The organism is Nocardiopsis halotolerans DSM 44410 (assembly GCF_000341065.1).
Lineage (GTDB): Bacteria > Actinomycetota > Actinomycetes > Streptosporangiales > Streptosporangiaceae > Nocardiopsis > Nocardiopsis halotolerans.
On sequence record NZ_ANAX01000164.1, the window covers coordinates 22,673 to 40,192 of the forward strand.

A 17,520-nucleotide genomic window follows, 5' to 3' on the forward strand; every position below is an offset into this window, starting at 1 on the left:
CCCAGATGTACAGCCGTAAGCGCATGACGGCCCTCTCCGCCGCCGGCATGACCGCCGCGCTCCTCCTGACCGCCTGCGGCAACGGCGGCGGGGAGGAGAGCCTCACCGGCCCGGAGGGCGGCGGCGAGGACAACAAGGAGATCAACATCGCGCTGATCGCCTGGGAGGAGGGGATCGCCACCACGCACATGTGGCAGGCCATCCTGGAGGAGAAGGGCTACGACGTCACGATCACCGACGTGGACGTCGCCCCGATGTACCAGGGCGCGGCCAACGGTGACGTCGACCTGTTCCTCGACACCTGGCTCCCGGTCACGCACGCCGACTACTGGGAGGACTACGGGGACCAGCTGGAGGACCTCGGCGTCTGGTACGACAACGCCAAGCTGACCCTCACCGTGCCCTCCTACATGGAGGACGTGAACAGCATCCCCGACCTGGCCGACCACGCCGACGAGCTGGGCGGCCAGATCGTCGGTATCGACCCGGGCGCCGGTCTGACCTCCACCACCCAGAACGACGCGATGCCGGGCTACGGCCTGGACGAGGACTTCGAACTGGTCACCTCCTCCACCGCCGCGATGCTCGCCGAGCTGGACTCGGCGATCGCCGAGGAGGAGCCCATCGTGGTCACCCTCTGGCGTCCGCACCCGGCCTACGCCCAGTACGACCTGAAGGACCTGGAGGACCCCGAGGGTCTGATGGGCGGCGCGGAGGAGATCCACGCGGTCGGCCGTGACGGCTTCGGTGAGGACTACCCCGAGCTCGCCGGCTGGCTGGAGAACTTCGAGCTCAGCGACGAGGAGCTGTCCAGCCTGGAGGTCCTGACCCTCCAGGAGCACGAGGACGACCCGGAGGCGGGCGCCCGTGTCTGGCTCTCGGAGAACCCCGAGTTCCTGGAGCGCACCCTGGGCGACGCCGCCGAGGGCCTGGAGTTCTAGGGGCGGTGCCTTCCCCGGGTCTCCGCCCCGCTTCAGCCCGTGGACGCCCGGACGGTCCCGCGCGCTGGTCGCGGTGCTCCCGCGCCAGCCGCGCCCCCTCGTACGGACGGGCCGCTCCCTGCCCGGGGAGCGGCCCGTCCGCGTGTGTGCGGCCCCCGGGCCGCCCTCGCGCCTCAGGCGGCGTAGTAGCCGCCCTGGGCGCCTCCGTAGCCCTGGTTGAGCTGCCTCCGGCGCTCCCGCCTGGGGAGCACGTAGGCCGCGAGCAGGCCGCCCATGAAGCCGAAGAGGTGCGCCTGCCAGGAGACGCCGGGGTACTGCGGCAGGACCCCCCAGATCATCGTTCCGTAGAAGAGGACGACGCAGATCATGATGACGATGTCGATGGTCTTGCGCTCGATGATCCCGCGCAGGACCGTGTAGCCGAAGTAGCCGAAGACCAGGCCGCTGGCCCCCACGGTGAGGGAGAACGGGGAGCTGAACAGCCACACGCCCACACCGCTGACCACGATGACGATCAGCGTCGTGAGCAGGAACCGTCCCAGGCCGCTGAACGCGACGAGCGAGCCCAGCACGAGGAACGGCAGCGAGTTACCGATGAGGTGTTCCAGGTTCCCGTGCATGAACGGAGCGGTGAACACGGTCCAGGGGCCCTCGAAGTCCCAGGCCTGTAGACCGAACCGCTGGTCGAGCGTGCCGAACAGCAGGAAGCTGTCGAGGAGCTCGAAGACCCACATGGCCGCGAGCATCCCCGTGACGGTCAGGATGGCGGTGATTCTGGACTGCTTCACCCCATCGAGAGTAGAGGACACGGACTTGCGGTGGTATGTCCATGAGGCGCGTGGTGGGTAATTGTCTGATGTGTCGGGATATGTCCTGGCGTGCTCGGCCGGTCTTCGGACGGCCGGAAAGCCCGGTGGGGACGGCCCTCAGGAGGTCAGCGAGCGCTCACGCGGCGGGATGCCCGCCATCGCCATGAACGACTCGACCTTGGCGGGGCTGGTCAGTCCGGTCAGCGGCAGGTACGCGCGCGACGTGCGGCGGTTCTGGAGCGAGGGGAAGCGCTTGGGGCGGCCGGCGGCGTCGCACAGCCCCAGGGAGCGGATGCGCCCCGGCAGCACGTGGTAGGAGCCGATGTCCTGGAAGGGCACGCTCACGACGTAACGGCCGCGCTCGTAGCGGAACTCGCCGTCGGAGACCTCCAGGACGGGGGACTTGATCATGTGGCCGTGCGCGGCCAGGGCCCCGCCCATGAGGGCCAGGAGGACGCCCAGGGTGACGTTGGCCCAGTGCGAGACGTCGACCGCGATCGCCGCGGCGCCGAGGGCCACCAGCACGTAACCAGCCCACAGCTCCACGTGTTTGCGGCCTGCGGGGCAGACCAGGCGCACTGTTTCGGACACGGCAGAGGCCTCTCTCGATGGGCACCGCGGGTGGGATGACGGCGATCGCCGCTCGAAACCCTATCGGCTCCCGTGGTGTGCGGGTGGTGGTTTCGGACAGTCGGGCTCGCGGATTTCCGGCCTCGTTCGAGGGGCTTCGTTGCCGTATGTACCTTTGGCTCGTTTTTTCAGGTGGTCATCCTGTCATCCTATGTATGTCGCATCTCGTTGTCTCTGGAGGCGGATGTGGTGAGACTGAGTGCCCATGGGGCGGCCTTCTGGGTTATATGAGTGTTTTGTGGTGTTTTGTCCGTTTCTCTCTGTGTAGTCACCCGGGATAAAAGTGTAGTTAAACGACGTTTACTTTACCTTAAACGTTGTTGACGGCAACAAATCGCCCGCAACCTATTTCTGGCTTGTCCGAATCGAGGGGAGTTGCTCTGTGCCCTAGGATCGGGTTCTGACCTGCGGTGACGTTCGTGTCGCCAGGGGGTGGGGGTATGTGGTCGGCCGCCCGGGGCGATGAACGCGAACCGGTTGCGGATGGGTCACGAATCCGGCAGTAGGGCTATACAGACATTTCGCTCAATGGTCTTCTGATCGACTAATCGCCTAAGTTCTGCGGGGCTTGTGCGAACCACGTGGCCCCGAGGTTCGGCTCGTATTAGTGATCAAGGGTGTAACCGATGCACAAACGAAGGAAGACGCTCGCGCTCGCCGCGGCGGGAACCTCCGCCGTGATGGCGCTGTCCGCATGTGGCGGCGGCGGTGGCGAACCGGCGGAGGAAGAGGTCACATGGGTGATCAACAGCCTTCCCGCGGCTTGGGGCGCCATCAGTAGCGCCGGGGGCAGCGTCTACGTGATCCAGATGCTCTCCGGCATCGTCCCCTACACCGGGCAGTACCAGCCCGACGCGACGTACGAGTACAACATGGACGTCCTCGCCGAGGAGCCCACCCTCATCAACGACAACCTCGACGAGGGTCCCTTCCAGTTCAGTTTCACCCTCGCCGAGGACGCCGTGTGGAATGACGGCACCCCCATGACCGGTGAGGACCTGCGGGTCACCATGATGATGTCCGCGTCCCCCAGCGAGGGCTACTGCGACACCTGTGACTCCCGCGGCACCACCGGCGCGGACATGGTCGAGAGCGTCGAGGTCGACGGCAAGACCGCCACCTTCACCCTCAAGGAGGGCCTGGCCAACCCCGAGTGGCGGGGCATGTTCGACGCGCACAGCGTGGCGGGCGGCTTCTACCCGGCGCACCTGGCGGAGGAGAACGGCTGGGACGTCGACGACCCCGCGCAGCTGGGCGAGTACTACGCCTGGCTGCACGAGACCCGCCCCGAGTGGTCCGGCGGCCCGTACCAGATCGTGGACGGCGACCTCGAGAACCAGGTCGTCAAGGAGCCCAACCCCGAGTGGTTCGGTGAGACCGAGCCCGGGCTCGACCGCATCATCATGCCGTACAACACGGACGAGGGCACCTTCATCCCGGCGTTCCAGAACGGCGAGATCGACGGCGCCAACCCCGCCCAGTACAGCGCGGACATCGTCACCCAGCTCCAGGACATCCAGAACGCGACCCTCGAGATCGGCGAGGGCAACATCTGGGAGCACGTCGACATCAACGTCGAGAACGAGTGGCTCTCCGACGTCGAACTGCGCAGGGCCATCTTCACCGCGATCAACCGCGACGAGATCGCCAACCGCAACTTCGGCGCCACCTACCCCGAGTACGAGCTGAAGAACAACCACATCTTCGGCAGCGCGAGCGAGTACTTCGAGGACCACATCTCCGACACCGGCCAGGGCAGCGGTGACGTCGAGGCCGCCATGCAGATCCTGGAGGACGCCGGCTACGAGCTGGAGGGCGACACCCTCATGCTCGACGGCGAACAGGTCGGGCCGTTCCGCCTGCGCAGCACCGACACCGTCACCCGGAGCAACTCCCTCCAGCTGATCCAGGCGCAGCTCGCCGAGATCGGCGTCCAGACCAACATCGAGATGACCGACGACCTGGGCGCGATGACCTCGGAGCAGGACTTCGACATCGTCCAGTTCGGCTGGAGCGGCAGCCAGTACTTCGCCTCCAGCCCCGAGCAGTTCTGGCACTCCGAGAGCACCAGCAACTTCGGCGGCTTCGCCGACGACGAGGTGGACGAGCACGCCGAGGCCACGGCCACGGCCACCAGCCTGGACGAGGCGGCCGAGCACGCCAACGCCGCGGTGGAGGCCGTCGTCCCGCACGCCTACGTGCTGCCGATCATGGCCGAGCCCAACTACTTCTTCGCGAGTGACCGGCTCGCCAACGTCGAGGACAACCTCCAGTCCAGCTACCGAGCCACTTACAACATCGGTGAGTGGGACCTCGCCGAGTAGTTCGGCCCAGGTACATGGCCCGGTTCCGGGATATCCTCCCCGGGACCGGGCCGGTCCTCGTCCACCCCTGAAGGATCACACCCATGCTCGTTTACACGGTGCGGCGCGTCCTGGGCACGATACCCGTCCTGATCCTCGCGTCCGTGCTCACGTTCGTCCTGATCGACGTCTCCGGTGATCCCCTCTCGGAGCTCAGGATGCAGCAGCCGCCCCCCGACCCCTCGGTCATCGAACTCCAGGAGGAACGGCTCTACCTCGACCGGTCCATGCCCGAGCGCTACTGGCTCTGGGTGACCGGTATCGGCGGCAACGGGGACATCGGACTGCTCCAGGGCGAGTTCGGTCCCTCCACGCAGAGCAACAGCTACGACATCGGCGCCCAGATCGCCGAGCGCCTGGGGGTCACCCTGCGCCTGGTGGGCGCGGCGATGCTCCTCGCGCTGGGCCTGGCCATCCTGGCCGGCGTCGTCAGCGCGATGCGCCAGTACTCCAAGATCGACTACACGCTCACCTTCATCGGCTTCCTGGCCCTGTCGATGCCCGTCTTCTGGTTCGGCGGCATCATGCAGCAGGCGGGGGTCACCTTCAACGACCTCGTGGGGACACAGGTCTTCGCCACGATCGGCGACGGGCTGTACCAGGCACAGGGCGAGGACCTGTGGGGCAGGATCACCAACGCCTTCGCCTACATGACCCTGCCCACGATCGTGTTGATGCTGACCAGCTTCGCGTCGTGGAGCAGGTACCAGCGGACCTCCATGCTGGAGGTGCTCAACAGCGACTACGTCCGCCTGGCCCGGGCCAAGGGCCTGCCCAACCGCGTCGTCGTCCGCCGCCACGCGCTACGCACGGCCCTCATCCCGCTGACCACGGTGGTCGCCGTCGGTATCGCCGGCGTCGTCGACGGCACGGTCCTGACCGAACAGGTCTTCCAGTGGCGCGGCCTGGGCGAGTTCTTCGTCACCGCGGTCAACGAGAACGACTCCTACGCCCTGATGGCGTGGCTGCTGCTCAGCGGTGTCGTGGTCATCCTGGCCAACCTCGTCGCCGACATCCTGTACGGCGTGCTCGACCCGAGGATTCGCTATGAGTGAGAAGAAGGCGCCCGTGGCGCCGCGGAGCACCGACGCCGAGAGCGTGGGAGGTGCCGAGCGCACCCAGCTCCAGATGATCGTGTCCCGGTTCGCCCGGCACAGGGCCGCCATGGTCAGCCTGGTCGCCCTGGTCGTCATCGTGCTGTTCACCTTCGTCGGTCCGTTCGTCTGGCGGTGGGACCACACCGTCCACCTGGAGATCCCGCCGAGCGTGCCGCCCAACGCCGACCACCCGCTCGGTACCACCACCGCGGGCCACGACGTCCTGGGCCAGCTCATGCGCGGCACCCAGCAGACGCTCAAGGTCGCGCTCACGGTGTCGGTGCTGGGCACCGTCGTCGGTTCCCTGTGGGGAGCCACCGCGGGCTACTACGGGGGGCGCGTCGACGCGCTCATGATGCGCGTCGTCGACGTGTTCCTGATCGTGCCGCTGCTGATCATGGTCGCCGCGATCGCGGGCAACGCACGGGCCGGAACCACCTGGTACGCGGTGGCCCTCATCATCGCGTTCTTCTCGTGGGCGCAGATCGCCCGTGTGGTGCGCGGCGTGGTCCTGTCCCTGCGTGAGCAGGACTACGTGGAGGCGGCGAAGGCGGCGGGCGCCTCGCCGGGCTGGATCATCGTGCGCCACCTGCTGCCCAACGCCGCCGGGCCGATCATCGTCGCGGCCACCCTGCTGATCGCCGTGGCGATCCTGCTGGAGGCGGGCATGTCCTTCCTCCAGTTCGGCATCCAGCCGCCCGACATCTCGCTCGGCCAGATGATCAGTGACGCGCGCACGGCGGTCTCCACGCGGCCCTGGCTGTTCTACCCGCCGGGCCTGATGCTGCTGGCGATCTGCCTGACGATCAACTTCATCGGCGACGGGCTCCGCGACGCCCTCGACCCACGACAGACCATGGTGCGGCGATGACCACGACTGACCAGAAGAGCAACGAGGGGACCACCCCGAGGGGAACCGACGACGTGGTCCTGGAGGTCCGCGACCTCAGCGTGACCTTCCCCTCCGACGACGGGCCGCTGCCCGCGGTGCGCGAGGTCTCCTACGTCCTGCGCCGGGGCGAGGCGCTGGGGATCGTGGGCGAGTCCGGCTCGGGCAAGTCCGTGACCTCCATGGCGATCATGGGGCTGCTGCCCAAGAACGCCCGCGTCGAGGGATCCGCCAGGGTCCTGGGCCAGGAGGTCGTCGGCCTCAGGGACGAGAAGATCAGCAGGATCCGCGGCAACCGGATCGCGATGATCTTCCAGGACCCGCTGACCTCGCTCAACCCCGTCTACACCGTCGGCTACCAGATCGCCGAGGCCGTACTCGCCCACCACAAGGTGGGCAAGAAGGCCGCGATGGACCGCGCGCTGGACCTGCTGAAGCTGGTGGGCATCCCCCACCCGGAGCAGCGGATCAAGCAGTACCCGCACGAGCTGTCGGGCGGTATGCGCCAGCGCGTGGTGATCGCGATCGCGATGGCCAACGAGCCGGACGTCATCATCGCCGACGAGCCGACCACGGCACTCGACGTGACCGTCCAGGCCCAGGTCCTGGAGGCCCTGGAGGCGGCCAGGAAGGAGACCGGCGCCGCGCTGGTGCTGATCACCCACGACCTGGGCGTGGTGGCCGGACACGTCGACAGGGTCGGCGTGATGTACGGCGGCCGCATGGTGGAGATGGGTCCCGTGGAGGACGTCTTCTACCGTCCGCGGATGCCCTACGCCCTCGGCCTGCTGGGATCGCTGCCCCGGCTGGACGAGGACCGCGGCGAGCGGCTCACTCCCATCCTGGGGACCCCGCCCTCCCTGCTCGCGCTGCCCACCGGTTGCGCGTTCTCGCCGCGCTGCCCGATGGCGCGGGACGTCTGCCACGAGAAGGAACCCCGCCTGCTCGCGACGGACGAGAACGGGGAACGGGTCCGCGTGCCGGTGGAGGACACCTCCGCGCACACCGCGGCCTGCCACTTCAGCGACCAGTTGGGGGAGACCGCTCCGGAGGACCTCTTCCGGGCCACGTCGGTGCAGGCCGACACCGTGGTGAAGCTGGACGCGGCCGAGGAGCGGGCAGAGGAGGCCCTCGACGAGATCAGCGACTCCGACACCGGTTCCACGGAGGAGAGCGGTCGGGAGCGGGAGACCATCCTGACCGTCAAGGACCTGGTGAAGAACTTCCCCATCCGCTCGAAGGGCCTCCTCAAGCGGAAGGTCGGCGAGGTGCAGGCGGTCTCCGGGATCTCCCTGGACCTGCGCGAGAAGGAGACCCTCGCCCTGGTCGGCGAGTCCGGCTGCGGCAAGTCCACCACCGCACGCCTGATCCTCCAGCTGATCAAGCAGACGTCGGGCGAGGTCAGCTACATGGGGCAGCCGCTGCACACGCTGTCCCCGCGCCAGATGCGGCCGCTGCGCCGCGACCTCCAGCTGGTCTTCCAGGACCCGTTCGCCTCCCTGGACCCGCGCATGACGGTCTCGGACATCATCGCCGAGCCGATGCGGATCCACGGCCGGAGCAACAGCGATGCCAAGGGGCGGGTCAAGGAGTTGCTGGACCTGGTGGGCCTCAGCTCCGAACACGGCTCGCGCTACCCGCACGAGTTTTCGGGCGGTCAGCGGCAGCGCATCGGCATCGCCCGGGCGCTGGCGCTCAACCCCAAGGTGCTCCTCCTGGACGAGCCGGTCTCGGCCCTGGACGTGTCCATCCAGGCGGGCGTGATCAACCTTCTGGAGGACCTCCAGGAGGAGCTGGGCCTGTCGTACATGTTCGTCTCGCACGACCTGTCGGTGGTCAAGCACATCGCCGACCGGGTGGCCGTGATGTACCTCGGCAAGATCGTGGAGACGGGGACGACGGAGGAGCTGTTCAGGGCGCCCTCGCATCCGTACACGCAGGCGCTGATCTCGGCCATCCCGCTGCCGGACCCGGTCAAGGAGCGGACCCGGGAGCGGATCGTCGTCACCGGCGACGTGCCCAGCCCGGCCGACCCGCCGTCGGGCTGCCGGTTCCGGACCCGGTGCCCGAAGTTCGCCGACGAGCTGTCGGAGAGCGAGCGCACCAAGTGCGTGGAGGAGCCCCCGGAGCTGATCGACCGGGGATCCGGGCACCGTGACGCCTGCCATTACTCCAAGGTGATGGAGCTGTTGTCAGCTTCTCGTTCGTGAACGACCGAGCTCGCAGTTGGGCCGCCTCGCTGGGTGTGAGGGGGCCCACCGCGTCTGACCCGACCACTCCGCTAGGGGTGGTCGGGTGGGACGTGTGACCGCCGCCCCGCATCCCACACAACAGCACCACGACGGGCGATATTGCGGGAAGCGTTCCGGTCCGCGTGCGCAACGACACAGCAGCTCCGGCAAATGAAGGTAGCTTGATCGACCCGGTTCCGCCGGTCCACATGGTTACAATCCGCGCAGGTCTGTGAGGTGTGGGCCGGATCGACGAACACCACCGGCACACCCGCACGGCGAGCCTTGTAGACGATGAACGCACCCAGTTGGGCGAAGGACCAGGAGTGCAGCGTGACCCGTTGGGGCCTGCGTTGCCGTACCCGGCCGCGAATTCCCCTCAGGTCTTCCAGGGAGATCCCGCGCCCGGTGCGTTCAGCCACGGCCACGATGCGTTTCGAAATCCGATGGTTGGTGTCCTTGGCGTGCCGCGCCTCTTTGCGGCGGCGCTTCTTGAGTAAGCGTTTGGCGGACCGGGTGCCCTTGGCCTGCAACTTCTGACGCAGCCTTAGTTGTCGGCGGCGGTACCGGTTGAGTTTCCGCCCGGCCATGACCTGCCCGTCACTGGTGGTGGCGATGTTGGCGATCCCCAGGTCCACCCCCACAAACCCCTCGGGTTCGATCTCGGGGGCGTCGGGCACCTCGACGGTCACGGCCAGGAACCAGACGCCGTCGCGGCACAGCAGGTCGGCCTTGCCGCGCTTGTGCTCTGCCAAGGCTTTGAGTTGGTCGGGCGACCCGGTGAACGGCACGCCTTTCAATCGGCCCTGGAAGGTCCACAGTGAGATCGTGCGCGCCTCCAGGGCCAAGGACAGGTTGCGCTGGTCATAGGGATGCGCCGAGGTGGGGCGGAAGGTGATCGGGATGGACTCGATCCGCGTGTGGCGCGCTGATCCCTTGGGGCCGTAGTTGCCGTTGTTCAGGTTGGCGCGGCGGGTGCGGTAGGCATCGCACACCTTCTTGATGGTGTGCTGGGCGGCTTGTGAGCCCACTCCGGCTTCGCGTAGCTGCTGGTAGGTGTGTTTGCGCAGGTCGTAGTTGCGGAACACACCCTGTTCGTGGGCCACGCGCGCTACCCAGGTGGCGTGGGTGTTGAGATCGCGCAGCGTCGAGGTCAGCACCACCGCCTGTTCGGGCGACGGCGCGAGCTTGAGCCGCACCACGATCTTGGACACGCTCACCATCGTGCACCCGACCAGTGACAGACCGCAGCCACACCAGTTCAAGGTGGCCCACATCACCAGTGATGCGGTGTGGTCTGAGCGGCGATTCCTCCCGGGTCTGAAGCCCCGGGGTCCTCGCCAAAACAAAGCTGTTCTCCACCCGCGGCCGTTACGTGAACGGGGCCTGAGCCCGGGCGACCCGGACGTCCACGCCGCTCCCGTGTCGAAGGACGTCCGGGACACCGGTCGGGGTCCCGGAGGACACGGCCGGGACGGAGCGGTGACCGCGACGGGCCGGTGCCGGGGGTGTCGCCCCGGCGCCGGCCCGTTCGCCGTGTCGGGGCCGGAACCGGCCACCGGGCGCCGAACGCGGGCCCTCCGCGCGCCACCTGGGCCGGAGCGCCGCCGCGCGGTTCCCCCGACGACGACCCGCGCCCGGGGTCCTGGCGCCGTGGTCCGGCGTGGGTTAGTGTGCGGTGTTCTGTCCGTGAGCGGTAGGAGACACACAGTGATGATCCCCGCCCTTCCCTGCGATCCCCCGCGACCTCGCGTCCCGAAGCCGCGCGGCGCCGTCCGGGCCGCCGCGCTCGCCGTGGTCCCCGTTCTCCTGGCGGCGCCGCTGGGCGCGTCCCCGGCCCACGCCGACGCGGTGTCGGCCGAGGAGCGCCTGGCCGACCTGCGCGTGGACATCGACACCCTCCTGGAGCACTCGTCCCTGGAGGGCGCGGTGTCCGGGGTGGTCGTCACCGATCCCGACACCGGCGAGGTCCTGTACTCGCGCGACGGCGGCGAACGGCTGCTGCCCGCGTCCAACATGAAGCTGTTCACCGCGGCGGCGGCACTGGACGTGCTGGGCGCCGACCACACCTTCTCCACCGAGGTCGTGGTGGAGGGCCGCCCCGGGCACCGGCGCTCCGTGGAGGACCTGTACCTGGTGGGCGGCGGCGACCCCACCCTGACCGTGGAGGACCTGGACGCGATGGCCGCCGACGTGGCCGCCTCCGGCGTCAGGCTCGTGCGGGGTGACGTGTACGCCGACGACACCTGGTTCGACTCCCAGCGCCTCGTGGACGACTGGTGGCCCGAGGACGAGCCCTACGCGTACTCCGCGCAGGTCTCCGCCCTCACGGTCGCCCACGGGGAGCGCTACGACACCGGTGTGACGGAGGTCGTGGTCACCCCGGCCGACGCGGGCGAGCCCGCCCACGTGGACCTCGGCGCGGCCGAGGGCTACGCCGAGTTGGACAACCGGTCCCTCACCGGGGAGCCCGGAAGCGACGGCACCCTCGTCGTCGACAGGACGCTCGGCACCAACACCATCACGGTGAGCGGCTCGATCCCGGCGGGTGGCGCCCCGGTGACCGTCCTGCGCACCGTGCACGAGCCCGCGGGGCTGGCCGGGCACCTGTTCGAGCAGGCGCTGGAGCGGCACGGCGTCACGGTGAAGGGGGACTCCGCGCTCGGTGGGGCGCCCGGGGGCCGGACCAGGGTGCTGGCCGACCACGAGTCCTCCGAGCTGGAGGAGATCCTCGTCCCGTTCATGAAGTTCAGCAACAACGCGCACGCCGAGATGCTCGTGAAGAGCATCGGCCGCGAGGTCGCGGACGAGGGGAGCTGGGCGGCCGGACTCGCCGGGGTGGAGGACTCCCTGGTCCGGCTGGGGGTGGACACCTCCGACCTCGTCCTCAACGACGGTTCCGGTCTGTCCCGGGGCAACCTCGTCACCGCCGACACGGTCATCGACCTGCTCGTGAGCACGCGCGACGCTCCCTGGCACGGGATCTGGACGGCCTCGCTGCCGGTGGCGGGCGTGAGCGATCCGTTCGTCGGGGGCACCCTGAGGTACCGGATGGAGGGCACCGCCGCCGAGGGCGTCGTGGAGGCCAAGACCGGCACCATGACCGGGGTCAGCGCGCTGTCCGGGTACGTGGACGCACCGGACGGCGGCCAGCTGGCGTTCAGCGTCGTCAACAACGGCCACAGCGGTCCGGCACCCCGTGCGGTGCAGGACGCGATCGCCGTCAGGCTGGCCGAGTACCTGGGGCACGGAGTCCGTGAGGGCGTCCGGTCGCTGAGCTCGGCGCCACGGGGCGGCGGGGAGCTGGAGTGCTCCTGGGAGCTGACGTGCTGATCCGCCGTCGGATCGGCCCGCCCGACCGCTGAGGTCGGAGCCTGGGACCCGGGGCCGCGGGGATCCGTCTCCGCGGCCCCGCGCGTCTTCAGGGGCCCGGACGTCCTCCCCCGGGACGGGTCGCGGGCGTCCGGCCGTGGGTATCCGGGCGAGGAGCGGCGGGAGCGAACGCTCATGGGGCGGGCCCGTGTACCGCCCCGCCCCTACCAGGCGCGGCGGCCCAGGAAGGCGAGCAGCCGGGTCTGGGCGTCGGCGCCCTCGGGCGGGGTGAGCTCCGCGCCGCAGACGCCGTCGCCGCGCAGATGGGGCCCGAAGGCCGCGGTGGCCTCGTGCGCCCACCGCACGTCGTCGGGGTCCAGGCGCTCGTCCTGGCCGGTGGCGCGAGCCAGGTCCCAGCGGTGCACGACCAGGTCGAAGCTGAGGAACCGGTCCACGGCCTCGGCGAAGGTGGTGCGGCCGAAGAAACCGTCGAACTCCGTGTTCGCGCGGTCGGGGTCGTCCAGGTCGGCCCGGACCACCGAGCGTGCGGCGTCCCATGCGGCGCGGGGGTCCTCGTCCACGGACGGGACGTCGCCCAGCTCGCGGCCGACCAGCCCGAGGAACATCCCTTGGGTGTCGACCACGTGGCGGACCACGCCCCGGGCGTCCCATCCCTCGCAGGGGGACGCGGCCGACCAGCGGTCGGCGGGGACGGCCGCCACCGTCCCGGCGAAGTCCTCGGACAGGCGGGCGTAGCGCGCGGAGATGTCACTCATGGTCGGTGTCCTCAGGGTCGTGTGCGTCTGGAACCAGGGTCCCGGCGTTCCGCGGGGCCGGGCGGGGCCGATGGTCGGCTGATCCGGCGGCCCGCGGTGACCGGTCGTCCGGAAGGCCCGGCGCGGCCGTCGGGCGTCCCCTCGGTTCGCTCGCGGTGCACCGCCATCCTCCGTCCGTGGCCGGGCCCCCGTCTTGAAGAAACGCGACATCCAGTACAGGTGTTCGAGACTTTAGGCTGGAGTCGTGAGACCGTACTCCGTGGGACTGGAGGGGGACACGCGCGGCATCCTGGACCCGGGGACCGGGTTGTCCCGGTTCCGCCTGGACCGCCACGCGCCGTCGGAGCGTGTCGCCCGTTTCGTGGACCGTTACTGGGTGGCCTCGTGGAACCTGTCCGGCCACGAGGCGTACACCCAGAGGGTCCTCGCCCACCCGGTGGTGAACCTCGTGTTCACCGGAGGGTCCGCCACGGTGCACGGCCCCACCACGAAGGTGACCCCGCGCCTGCTGGAGGGCGAGGGTTGGGCGCTCGGGGTGATGTTCCGCCCCGCCGGGTTCCGTCCGTTCCTCGGCCGACCGGTGAACACGATCGTGGACACGGGGCTCCCCGCCTCGGAGGTGTTCGGCGGGACCGGTGTGTTCGGGGAGGCGGCCCCGCGGGATCCCGGCCCGCTGATGGCGGAGGTCGACCACGCCCTGTCCGGGCTGCTGTACGCCCACCGCCACCCGGTGGAGGACACCCGCGACGTCGTGGAACGGGTGGCCGCCGACCCCTCGGTGGTCAACGTGTCGGGGCTCGCCGAGCGTGAGGGGGTGAGCGTGCGCCTGCTCCAACGCCGCTTCGCCGACCACGTCGGCCTGAGCCCCAAGGCGGTCATCCGCAGGTACCGGCTCTACGAGGCCGCGGAGCGCGCCAGGAGGGGTGCGCCGCCCGACTGGGGGCGTCTGGCCGCCGAACTGGGGTTCAGCGACCAGTCACACCTGACGAGGGAGTTCACCGCCGTGCTGGGGACTCCGCCCGCGCGCTACGCGGCTCGCGCGACACCAGGCGGCTGAGCGCCCGGTACACGTCGTCGGCCGTCAGCCGGGGATCGGCGCAGCATCGCATGAACAGGCCGTCGATGGCGGCACCCGCGCCCACGCGGTCGTCGGGGCGGGGTAGGTGGGGGACGAGGAAGGCGTCCACGGCACGGTTCCAGCGCTCGACCTGCGGGCGCATGGCCGGACGGCGCGCGGCGAGCAGGAACAGTTCGCACTCGGCCATCACGTGGGCCCGTTCGGGGCCCGATCCCACCGCGATCATCCTGGCGAAGGCGCGCAGGGCCGCGTCCGGGTCGTCGGGCAGGGACGCCAGGGCGGCCACGTAGGTGTCGTTGACCCGGGTGAGGGTGTCCACGAGCAGGTCGTCGACGGTCGCGTAGTAGTAGGTCACCGCGCTGGGCGGGACCCCGGCCTCGGTGGCCACGCGCCGTTGGCTGACCGCGGCCACGCCGTCGCGTTCGATGACGCGCATGGTGGCGTCCAGGAGTCGTCGGCGGCGCCGTTCTCCCTTGCGCCTGCGGCCGTCGCTGATCGTCTCCACGTCGGTGTCGCGCATGCCGTTCCCCCTCAGTGCCGGCCGCCCATCTCCAGGGCGACCACCCCGGCGATGACCAGGGCGATCCCGCCCACCTGGACCCAGGTGAGCGTCTCACCGAAGAGCACGACGCCGACCACCGCGACCAGGGCGACGCCCACGGCCGCCCACACGCCGTAGGCCACACCGAGGTCCATGCCCTTCAGGGCCTGACTGAGCATGTAGAAGGCCCCGACGTAGCCGAGGACGACGACGGCCGAGGGGAACAGGCGGGTGAAGCCCTCGGAGAACTTGAGCGAGGTGGTGCCGATGACCTCGGCGATGATCGCTCCGCTCAGCCAGAGCCATGGCACAGTGTCCTCCCGGAGAAAGCTGGGCGTTTGACCAGGTTTTCCTCCGGAGAAACCTGGTCACTTGCTCCATATTCTAGGAGAGGGGTGAGCCGGTGTCCAGGAAGGGTTATGGATGGCCGTAACCTCATACCCGGAAGGAATCGAGGCGTACCCCCGGGGTGTATCGTCATCGGTTCCGGCGTCCCCCGCGTTCCGCGCCGGTATAACCGCTCTATAACCGATACGGGCGACCCCAGAACCTTTTCGGTGTATGCGCGTCCTACTTGTACAGACCGCTTTTCGAGGCATGACATGGAGGTAACCAGACGTGACGGGCAGAACACCTCCGGCGATGGCGCGTCGGTTCGGCATCGCACTGGCCGCACTGGCGCTGGCAGCCACGGCCTGCACGTCGGGTGAGGCTGAGACACAGGGCGGCGGCACGGGCACCGCGGCGGACGCGGAGCCCGTGGAGCTGGCCATCACCCCGGGCGACGGTGCCGAGGAGGTCGAGCCGAACTCCCCCGTCCGCGTTACCGCCGAGGGCGGCGTCATCACCGACGTCCAGGTGGAGCAGGCCTCCGTCAACGAGGCCGCCGCCGCGGAGGGCGAGGAGGAGGGCGACCCCCTCGCCATGACCGGCACCCTCAACGGGGAGGGGACCGAGTGGACCAGCGACTGGACCCTGCACCCCGGCTCGGAGATCGTGGTCACCGCGACCGCCGAGAACGAGGCCGGTGAGACGACCGAGCTCGTCCACGAGTTCACCACCCTGGCGGCGACCCCCGGCCAGCGCCTGGAGCTGGCGTCCAACTTCCCCACCAGCGGTCAGACCGTGGGTGTGGGCATGCCGATCGTCATCAACTTCGACCTGCCGGTGACCAACAAGGCTCAGGTCGAGAACTCCATGGAGGTCGTCTCCGAGCAGGGCATCGAGGGCGCCTGGAACTGGACGAGCGACAAGACCGCCGTGTTCCGTCCCAAGGAGTACTGGGAGCCCCACCAGTCCGTCACCGTCGACATGCACCTCGCGGGGGTCGAGGCCTCCGAGGGCGTCTACGGCGTGAGCGACCACCAGCTCGAGTTCGAGGTCGGTCGTGAGCTGGTCGCGACCATGCACGTGCCCGACCACGAGATGGTCATCACCATCGACGGCGCGCAGGAGCGCACCATCCCGGTGAGCAACGGTCAGGCCAGCCGCCGCTTCGACACCACGAGCAGCGGTGTCCACGTGCTGATGGAGCGCTACGAGCACCTCACCATGGACTCCTCCACCGTGGGCATCCCCGAGGGCTCGCCCGGCTCCTACAACGTGGACGTGATGTACGCGGTCCGTACCTCCAACAGCGGCGAGTTCGTGCACGAGGCCTCCTACAACGGCTCCATCGGTTCGGCCAACACCTCCAACGGCTGCACCAACCTGCGCATGGACGACGCCCGCTGGTTCTTCGAGAACACCCTGATGGGTGACGTCCTGGAGACCACGGGCACCGACCGCGAGTTCGAGTGGAACAACGGCTGGGGCTTCTGGCAGCGCTCCTGGGACGAGTGGCTGTCCAACAGCGCGACCGGTGAGCCGCAGGTCACCGACGGCTCCGGCACCCCGGGGGCCGTCCACGGCGAGCAGTGAGGGACGCGCTTTCGGAACTCCGCCTCTGGCGCTGACGAAGGGGGCGGCGGGAACCACACGGTTCCCGCCGCCCCCTTCGTGTCGCACGCCCACGCCCACGACCGCGCGGGCGCCGCGTCCTCCTCAGCCCTCCCGGGACAGCCGGGCCACGACGGAGTCGATGACCAGTTCGGTCACCGCGGCCATGTCGACGGATCCGGAATCCAGGAGCCACTGCACCTGGAGGCCGTCCATGACGGCGATGATCGCCGCCGCCGCTGCCTCCGCCGGGGTGCGGCCGTCGGGCCCCGGCGTGCCCGCCGCCTCGCGGTGCTCCGGCGCGAGCCGGTCCAGCACGGCCTCCCCGATCTCCCGGCGCAGCACCACGTAGCGGTCCCGGAACCAGTCCTGCGCCGGATGCTCGTCGGTCGCGCTCTCCGCCGACAGCACCGCGTACAGCTGCGTGGTCCCCGGGCGCGCCGCGTTGCGCTCGGCGGTCGCCACCAGGTGGTCCAGCATCCGGCTGCCCTCCGGCGCCGGGTCGGTGTCGTCGCGCAGCTCCAGGACCGCGGTGAGCAGGTCCGTCTTGGAGCCGAAATGGTGCAGGACCCCGGCCGGGGTGATGTCGAGCATCGCCGCGATGTCGGCCAGCGAGGTGTTGTGGAAGCCCTGCGAGGCGAACACGTCGGCGGCCGTGCGCAGGATCTGTTCGCGTCGGTTCACCCGTTTCCGAGGAGGCGGGTCCTCGGCGCCGGGGGAGGGCCGGGTGTCCGGCGCTGGGGTCGTCTCGCTCATTCTGGCTCTCCACTTCCTGTACCCCGCCGGGTACTCCGGGCCCATGCGGGGGTCGGGGCCCACCGTCCACGGTATCCAGGTTCCCGTCCACTCTTGCTTAATGAATATTAAGTAAGTATGGTTCGACTCCAGGAGACGTACGTCACAGGACCAGGGGCC

General features: G+C 69.4%; 15 protein-coding genes. 8 read left to right on the forward strand and 7 right to left on the reverse strand.

All coding sequences use genetic code 11. From position 1 onward, the window contains the following. The first annotated feature begins 5 nt into the window (after positions 1-5). Positions 6-941, forward strand: coding sequence for a glycine betaine ABC transporter substrate-binding protein (locus tag D455_RS0112745; RefSeq protein ID WP_017571109.1), 936 nt, complete (start codon positions 6-8; stop codon positions 939-941). A gap of 173 nt (positions 942-1,114) precedes the next feature. On the opposite strand, the gene D455_RS0112750 is transcribed toward D455_RS0112745, so the two are convergent. After that, the gene (locus D455_RS0112750) at positions 1,115-1,729 is read right to left on the reverse strand and encodes a rhomboid family intramembrane serine protease (protein WP_017571110.1); all 615 of its coding nucleotides are present in this window, start codon (positions 1,727-1,729) and stop codon (positions 1,115-1,117) included. Between the two features lie 138 nt (positions 1,730-1,867). Further along, positions 1,868-2,341, reverse strand: a complete 474-nt coding sequence (locus D455_RS0112755; RefSeq protein WP_026122575.1) for a hypothetical protein — start codon at positions 2,339-2,341, stop codon at positions 1,868-1,870. A gap of 665 nt (positions 2,342-3,006) precedes the next feature. On the opposite strand from D455_RS0112755, the gene D455_RS0112760 reads away from it, so the two are divergent. From D455_RS0112760 to D455_RS0112775, 4 genes are all read left to right on the forward strand, one after another. Then, on the forward strand, positions 3,007-4,704 hold the full coding sequence (locus D455_RS0112760; RefSeq protein ID WP_017571112.1) for an ABC transporter family substrate-binding protein: 1,698 nt from the start codon (positions 3,007-3,009) through the stop codon (positions 4,702-4,704). An 83-nt stretch (positions 4,705-4,787) separates the two neighbouring features. Next, positions 4,788-5,798: an ABC transporter permease gene (locus D455_RS0112765; RefSeq protein WP_017571113.1), complete on the forward strand. Its 1,011-nt coding sequence runs from the start codon at positions 4,788-4,790 to the stop codon at positions 5,796-5,798. Continuing rightward, positions 5,791-6,711, forward strand: a complete 921-nt coding sequence (locus D455_RS0112770) for an ABC transporter permease (RefSeq protein WP_017571114.1) — start codon at positions 5,791-5,793, stop codon at positions 6,709-6,711. Before D455_RS0112765 ends, D455_RS0112770 begins: the two co-directional genes overlap by 8 nt. Then, positions 6,708-8,939 carry an ABC transporter ATP-binding protein gene (locus tag D455_RS0112775; RefSeq protein ID WP_017571115.1) on the forward strand — a complete coding sequence of 744 codons (2,232 nt, stop codon included), beginning with the start codon at positions 6,708-6,710 and terminating at the stop codon, positions 8,937-8,939. The genes D455_RS0112770 and D455_RS0112775 overlap by 4 nt, the downstream gene beginning before the upstream one ends. Positions 8,940-9,010: 71 nt before the next feature. Here D455_RS0112775 and D455_RS0112780 read toward each other — a convergent pair whose 3' ends face one another. Further along, the gene (locus D455_RS0112780; protein WP_152487054.1) at positions 9,011-10,183 is read right to left on the reverse strand and encodes an RNA-guided endonuclease InsQ/TnpB family protein; all 1,173 of its coding nucleotides are present in this window, start codon (positions 10,181-10,183) and stop codon (positions 9,011-9,013) included. Between the two features lie 490 nt (positions 10,184-10,673). On the opposite strand from D455_RS0112780, the gene dacB reads away from it, so the two are divergent. Beyond that, positions 10,674-12,293, forward strand: coding sequence for a D-alanyl-D-alanine carboxypeptidase/D-alanyl-D-alanine endopeptidase (dacB, locus tag D455_RS0112785; protein ID WP_017571117.1), 1,620 nt, complete (start codon positions 10,674-10,676; stop codon positions 12,291-12,293). A gap of 203 nt (positions 12,294-12,496) precedes the next feature. Here dacB and D455_RS0112790 read toward each other — a convergent pair whose 3' ends face one another. Continuing rightward, positions 12,497-13,048: a TIGR03086 family metal-binding protein gene (locus D455_RS0112790; RefSeq protein WP_017571118.1), complete on the reverse strand. Its 552-nt coding sequence runs from the start codon at positions 13,046-13,048 to the stop codon at positions 12,497-12,499. Between the two features lie 244 nt (positions 13,049-13,292). Between D455_RS0112790 and D455_RS0112795 the strand changes: the two genes are divergently transcribed. Beyond that, entirely contained in the window at positions 13,293-14,105 is an 813-nt protein-coding gene (locus D455_RS0112795) for a helix-turn-helix transcriptional regulator (RefSeq protein ID WP_241480240.1), read from the forward strand. Here D455_RS0112795 and D455_RS0112800 read toward each other — a convergent pair. Then, a complete protein-coding gene (locus D455_RS0112800) occupies positions 14,044-14,646 on the reverse strand; it encodes a TetR/AcrR family transcriptional regulator (protein WP_017571120.1) in 603 nt (200 codons plus the stop codon). The two genes, D455_RS0112795 and D455_RS0112800, sit on opposite strands and share 62 nt — an antisense overlap. 11 nt (positions 14,647-14,657) lie before the next feature. Next, positions 14,658-14,978: a DMT family transporter gene (locus D455_RS0112805; protein WP_017571121.1), complete on the reverse strand. Its 321-nt coding sequence runs from the start codon at positions 14,976-14,978 to the stop codon at positions 14,658-14,660. 307 nt (positions 14,979-15,285) lie between these two features. Here D455_RS0112805 and D455_RS0112810 point away from each other — a divergent pair, with 307 nt between their 5' ends. Next, entirely contained in the window at positions 15,286-16,587 is a 1,302-nt protein-coding gene (locus D455_RS0112810; protein ID WP_026122577.1) for a L,D-transpeptidase, read from the forward strand. Positions 16,588-16,710: 123 nt separating this feature from the next. Here the strand turns inward: D455_RS0112810 and D455_RS0112815 are convergent, their stop codons facing one another. Then, on the reverse strand, positions 16,711-17,361 hold the full coding sequence (locus tag D455_RS0112815) for a TetR/AcrR family transcriptional regulator (protein ID WP_026122578.1): 651 nt from the start codon (positions 17,359-17,361) through the stop codon (positions 16,711-16,713). Positions 17,362-17,520: the final 159 nt, after the last annotated feature.

Excerpts from the sequence above, each read along its gene's own strand:
- D455_RS0112790 (WP_017571118.1), bottom strand. The coding sequence starts at position 13,048 with ATGAGTGACATCTCCGCGCGCTACGCCCGCCTGTCCGAGGACTTCGCC.
- D455_RS0112760 (WP_017571112.1), top strand. The coding sequence starts at position 3,007 with ATGCACAAACGAAGGAAGACGCTCGCGCTCGCCGCGGCGGGAACCTCC.
- D455_RS0112775 (WP_017571115.1), top strand. The coding sequence starts at position 6,708 with ATGACCACGACTGACCAGAAGAGCAACGAGGGGACCACCCCGAGGGGA.
- D455_RS0112800 (WP_017571120.1), bottom strand. The coding sequence starts at position 14,646 with ATGCGCGACACCGACGTGGAGACGATCAGCGACGGCCGCAGGCGCAAG.
- D455_RS0112745 (WP_017571109.1), top strand. The coding sequence starts at position 6 with ATGTACAGCCGTAAGCGCATGACGGCCCTCTCCGCCGCCGGCATGACC.
- D455_RS0112780 (WP_152487054.1), bottom strand. The coding sequence starts at position 10,183 with ATGGTGAGCGTGTCCAAGATCGTGGTGCGGCTCAAGCTCGCGCCGTCG.
- D455_RS0112770 (WP_017571114.1), top strand. The coding sequence starts at position 5,791 with ATGAGTGAGAAGAAGGCGCCCGTGGCGCCGCGGAGCACCGACGCCGAG.
- dacB (WP_017571117.1), top strand. The coding sequence starts at position 10,674 with ATGATCCCCGCCCTTCCCTGCGATCCCCCGCGACCTCGCGTCCCGAAG.
- D455_RS0112765 (WP_017571113.1), top strand. The coding sequence starts at position 4,788 with ATGCTCGTTTACACGGTGCGGCGCGTCCTGGGCACGATACCCGTCCTG.
- D455_RS0112815 (WP_026122578.1), bottom strand. The coding sequence starts at position 17,361 with ATGAGCGAGACGACCCCAGCGCCGGACACCCGGCCCTCCCCCGGCGCC.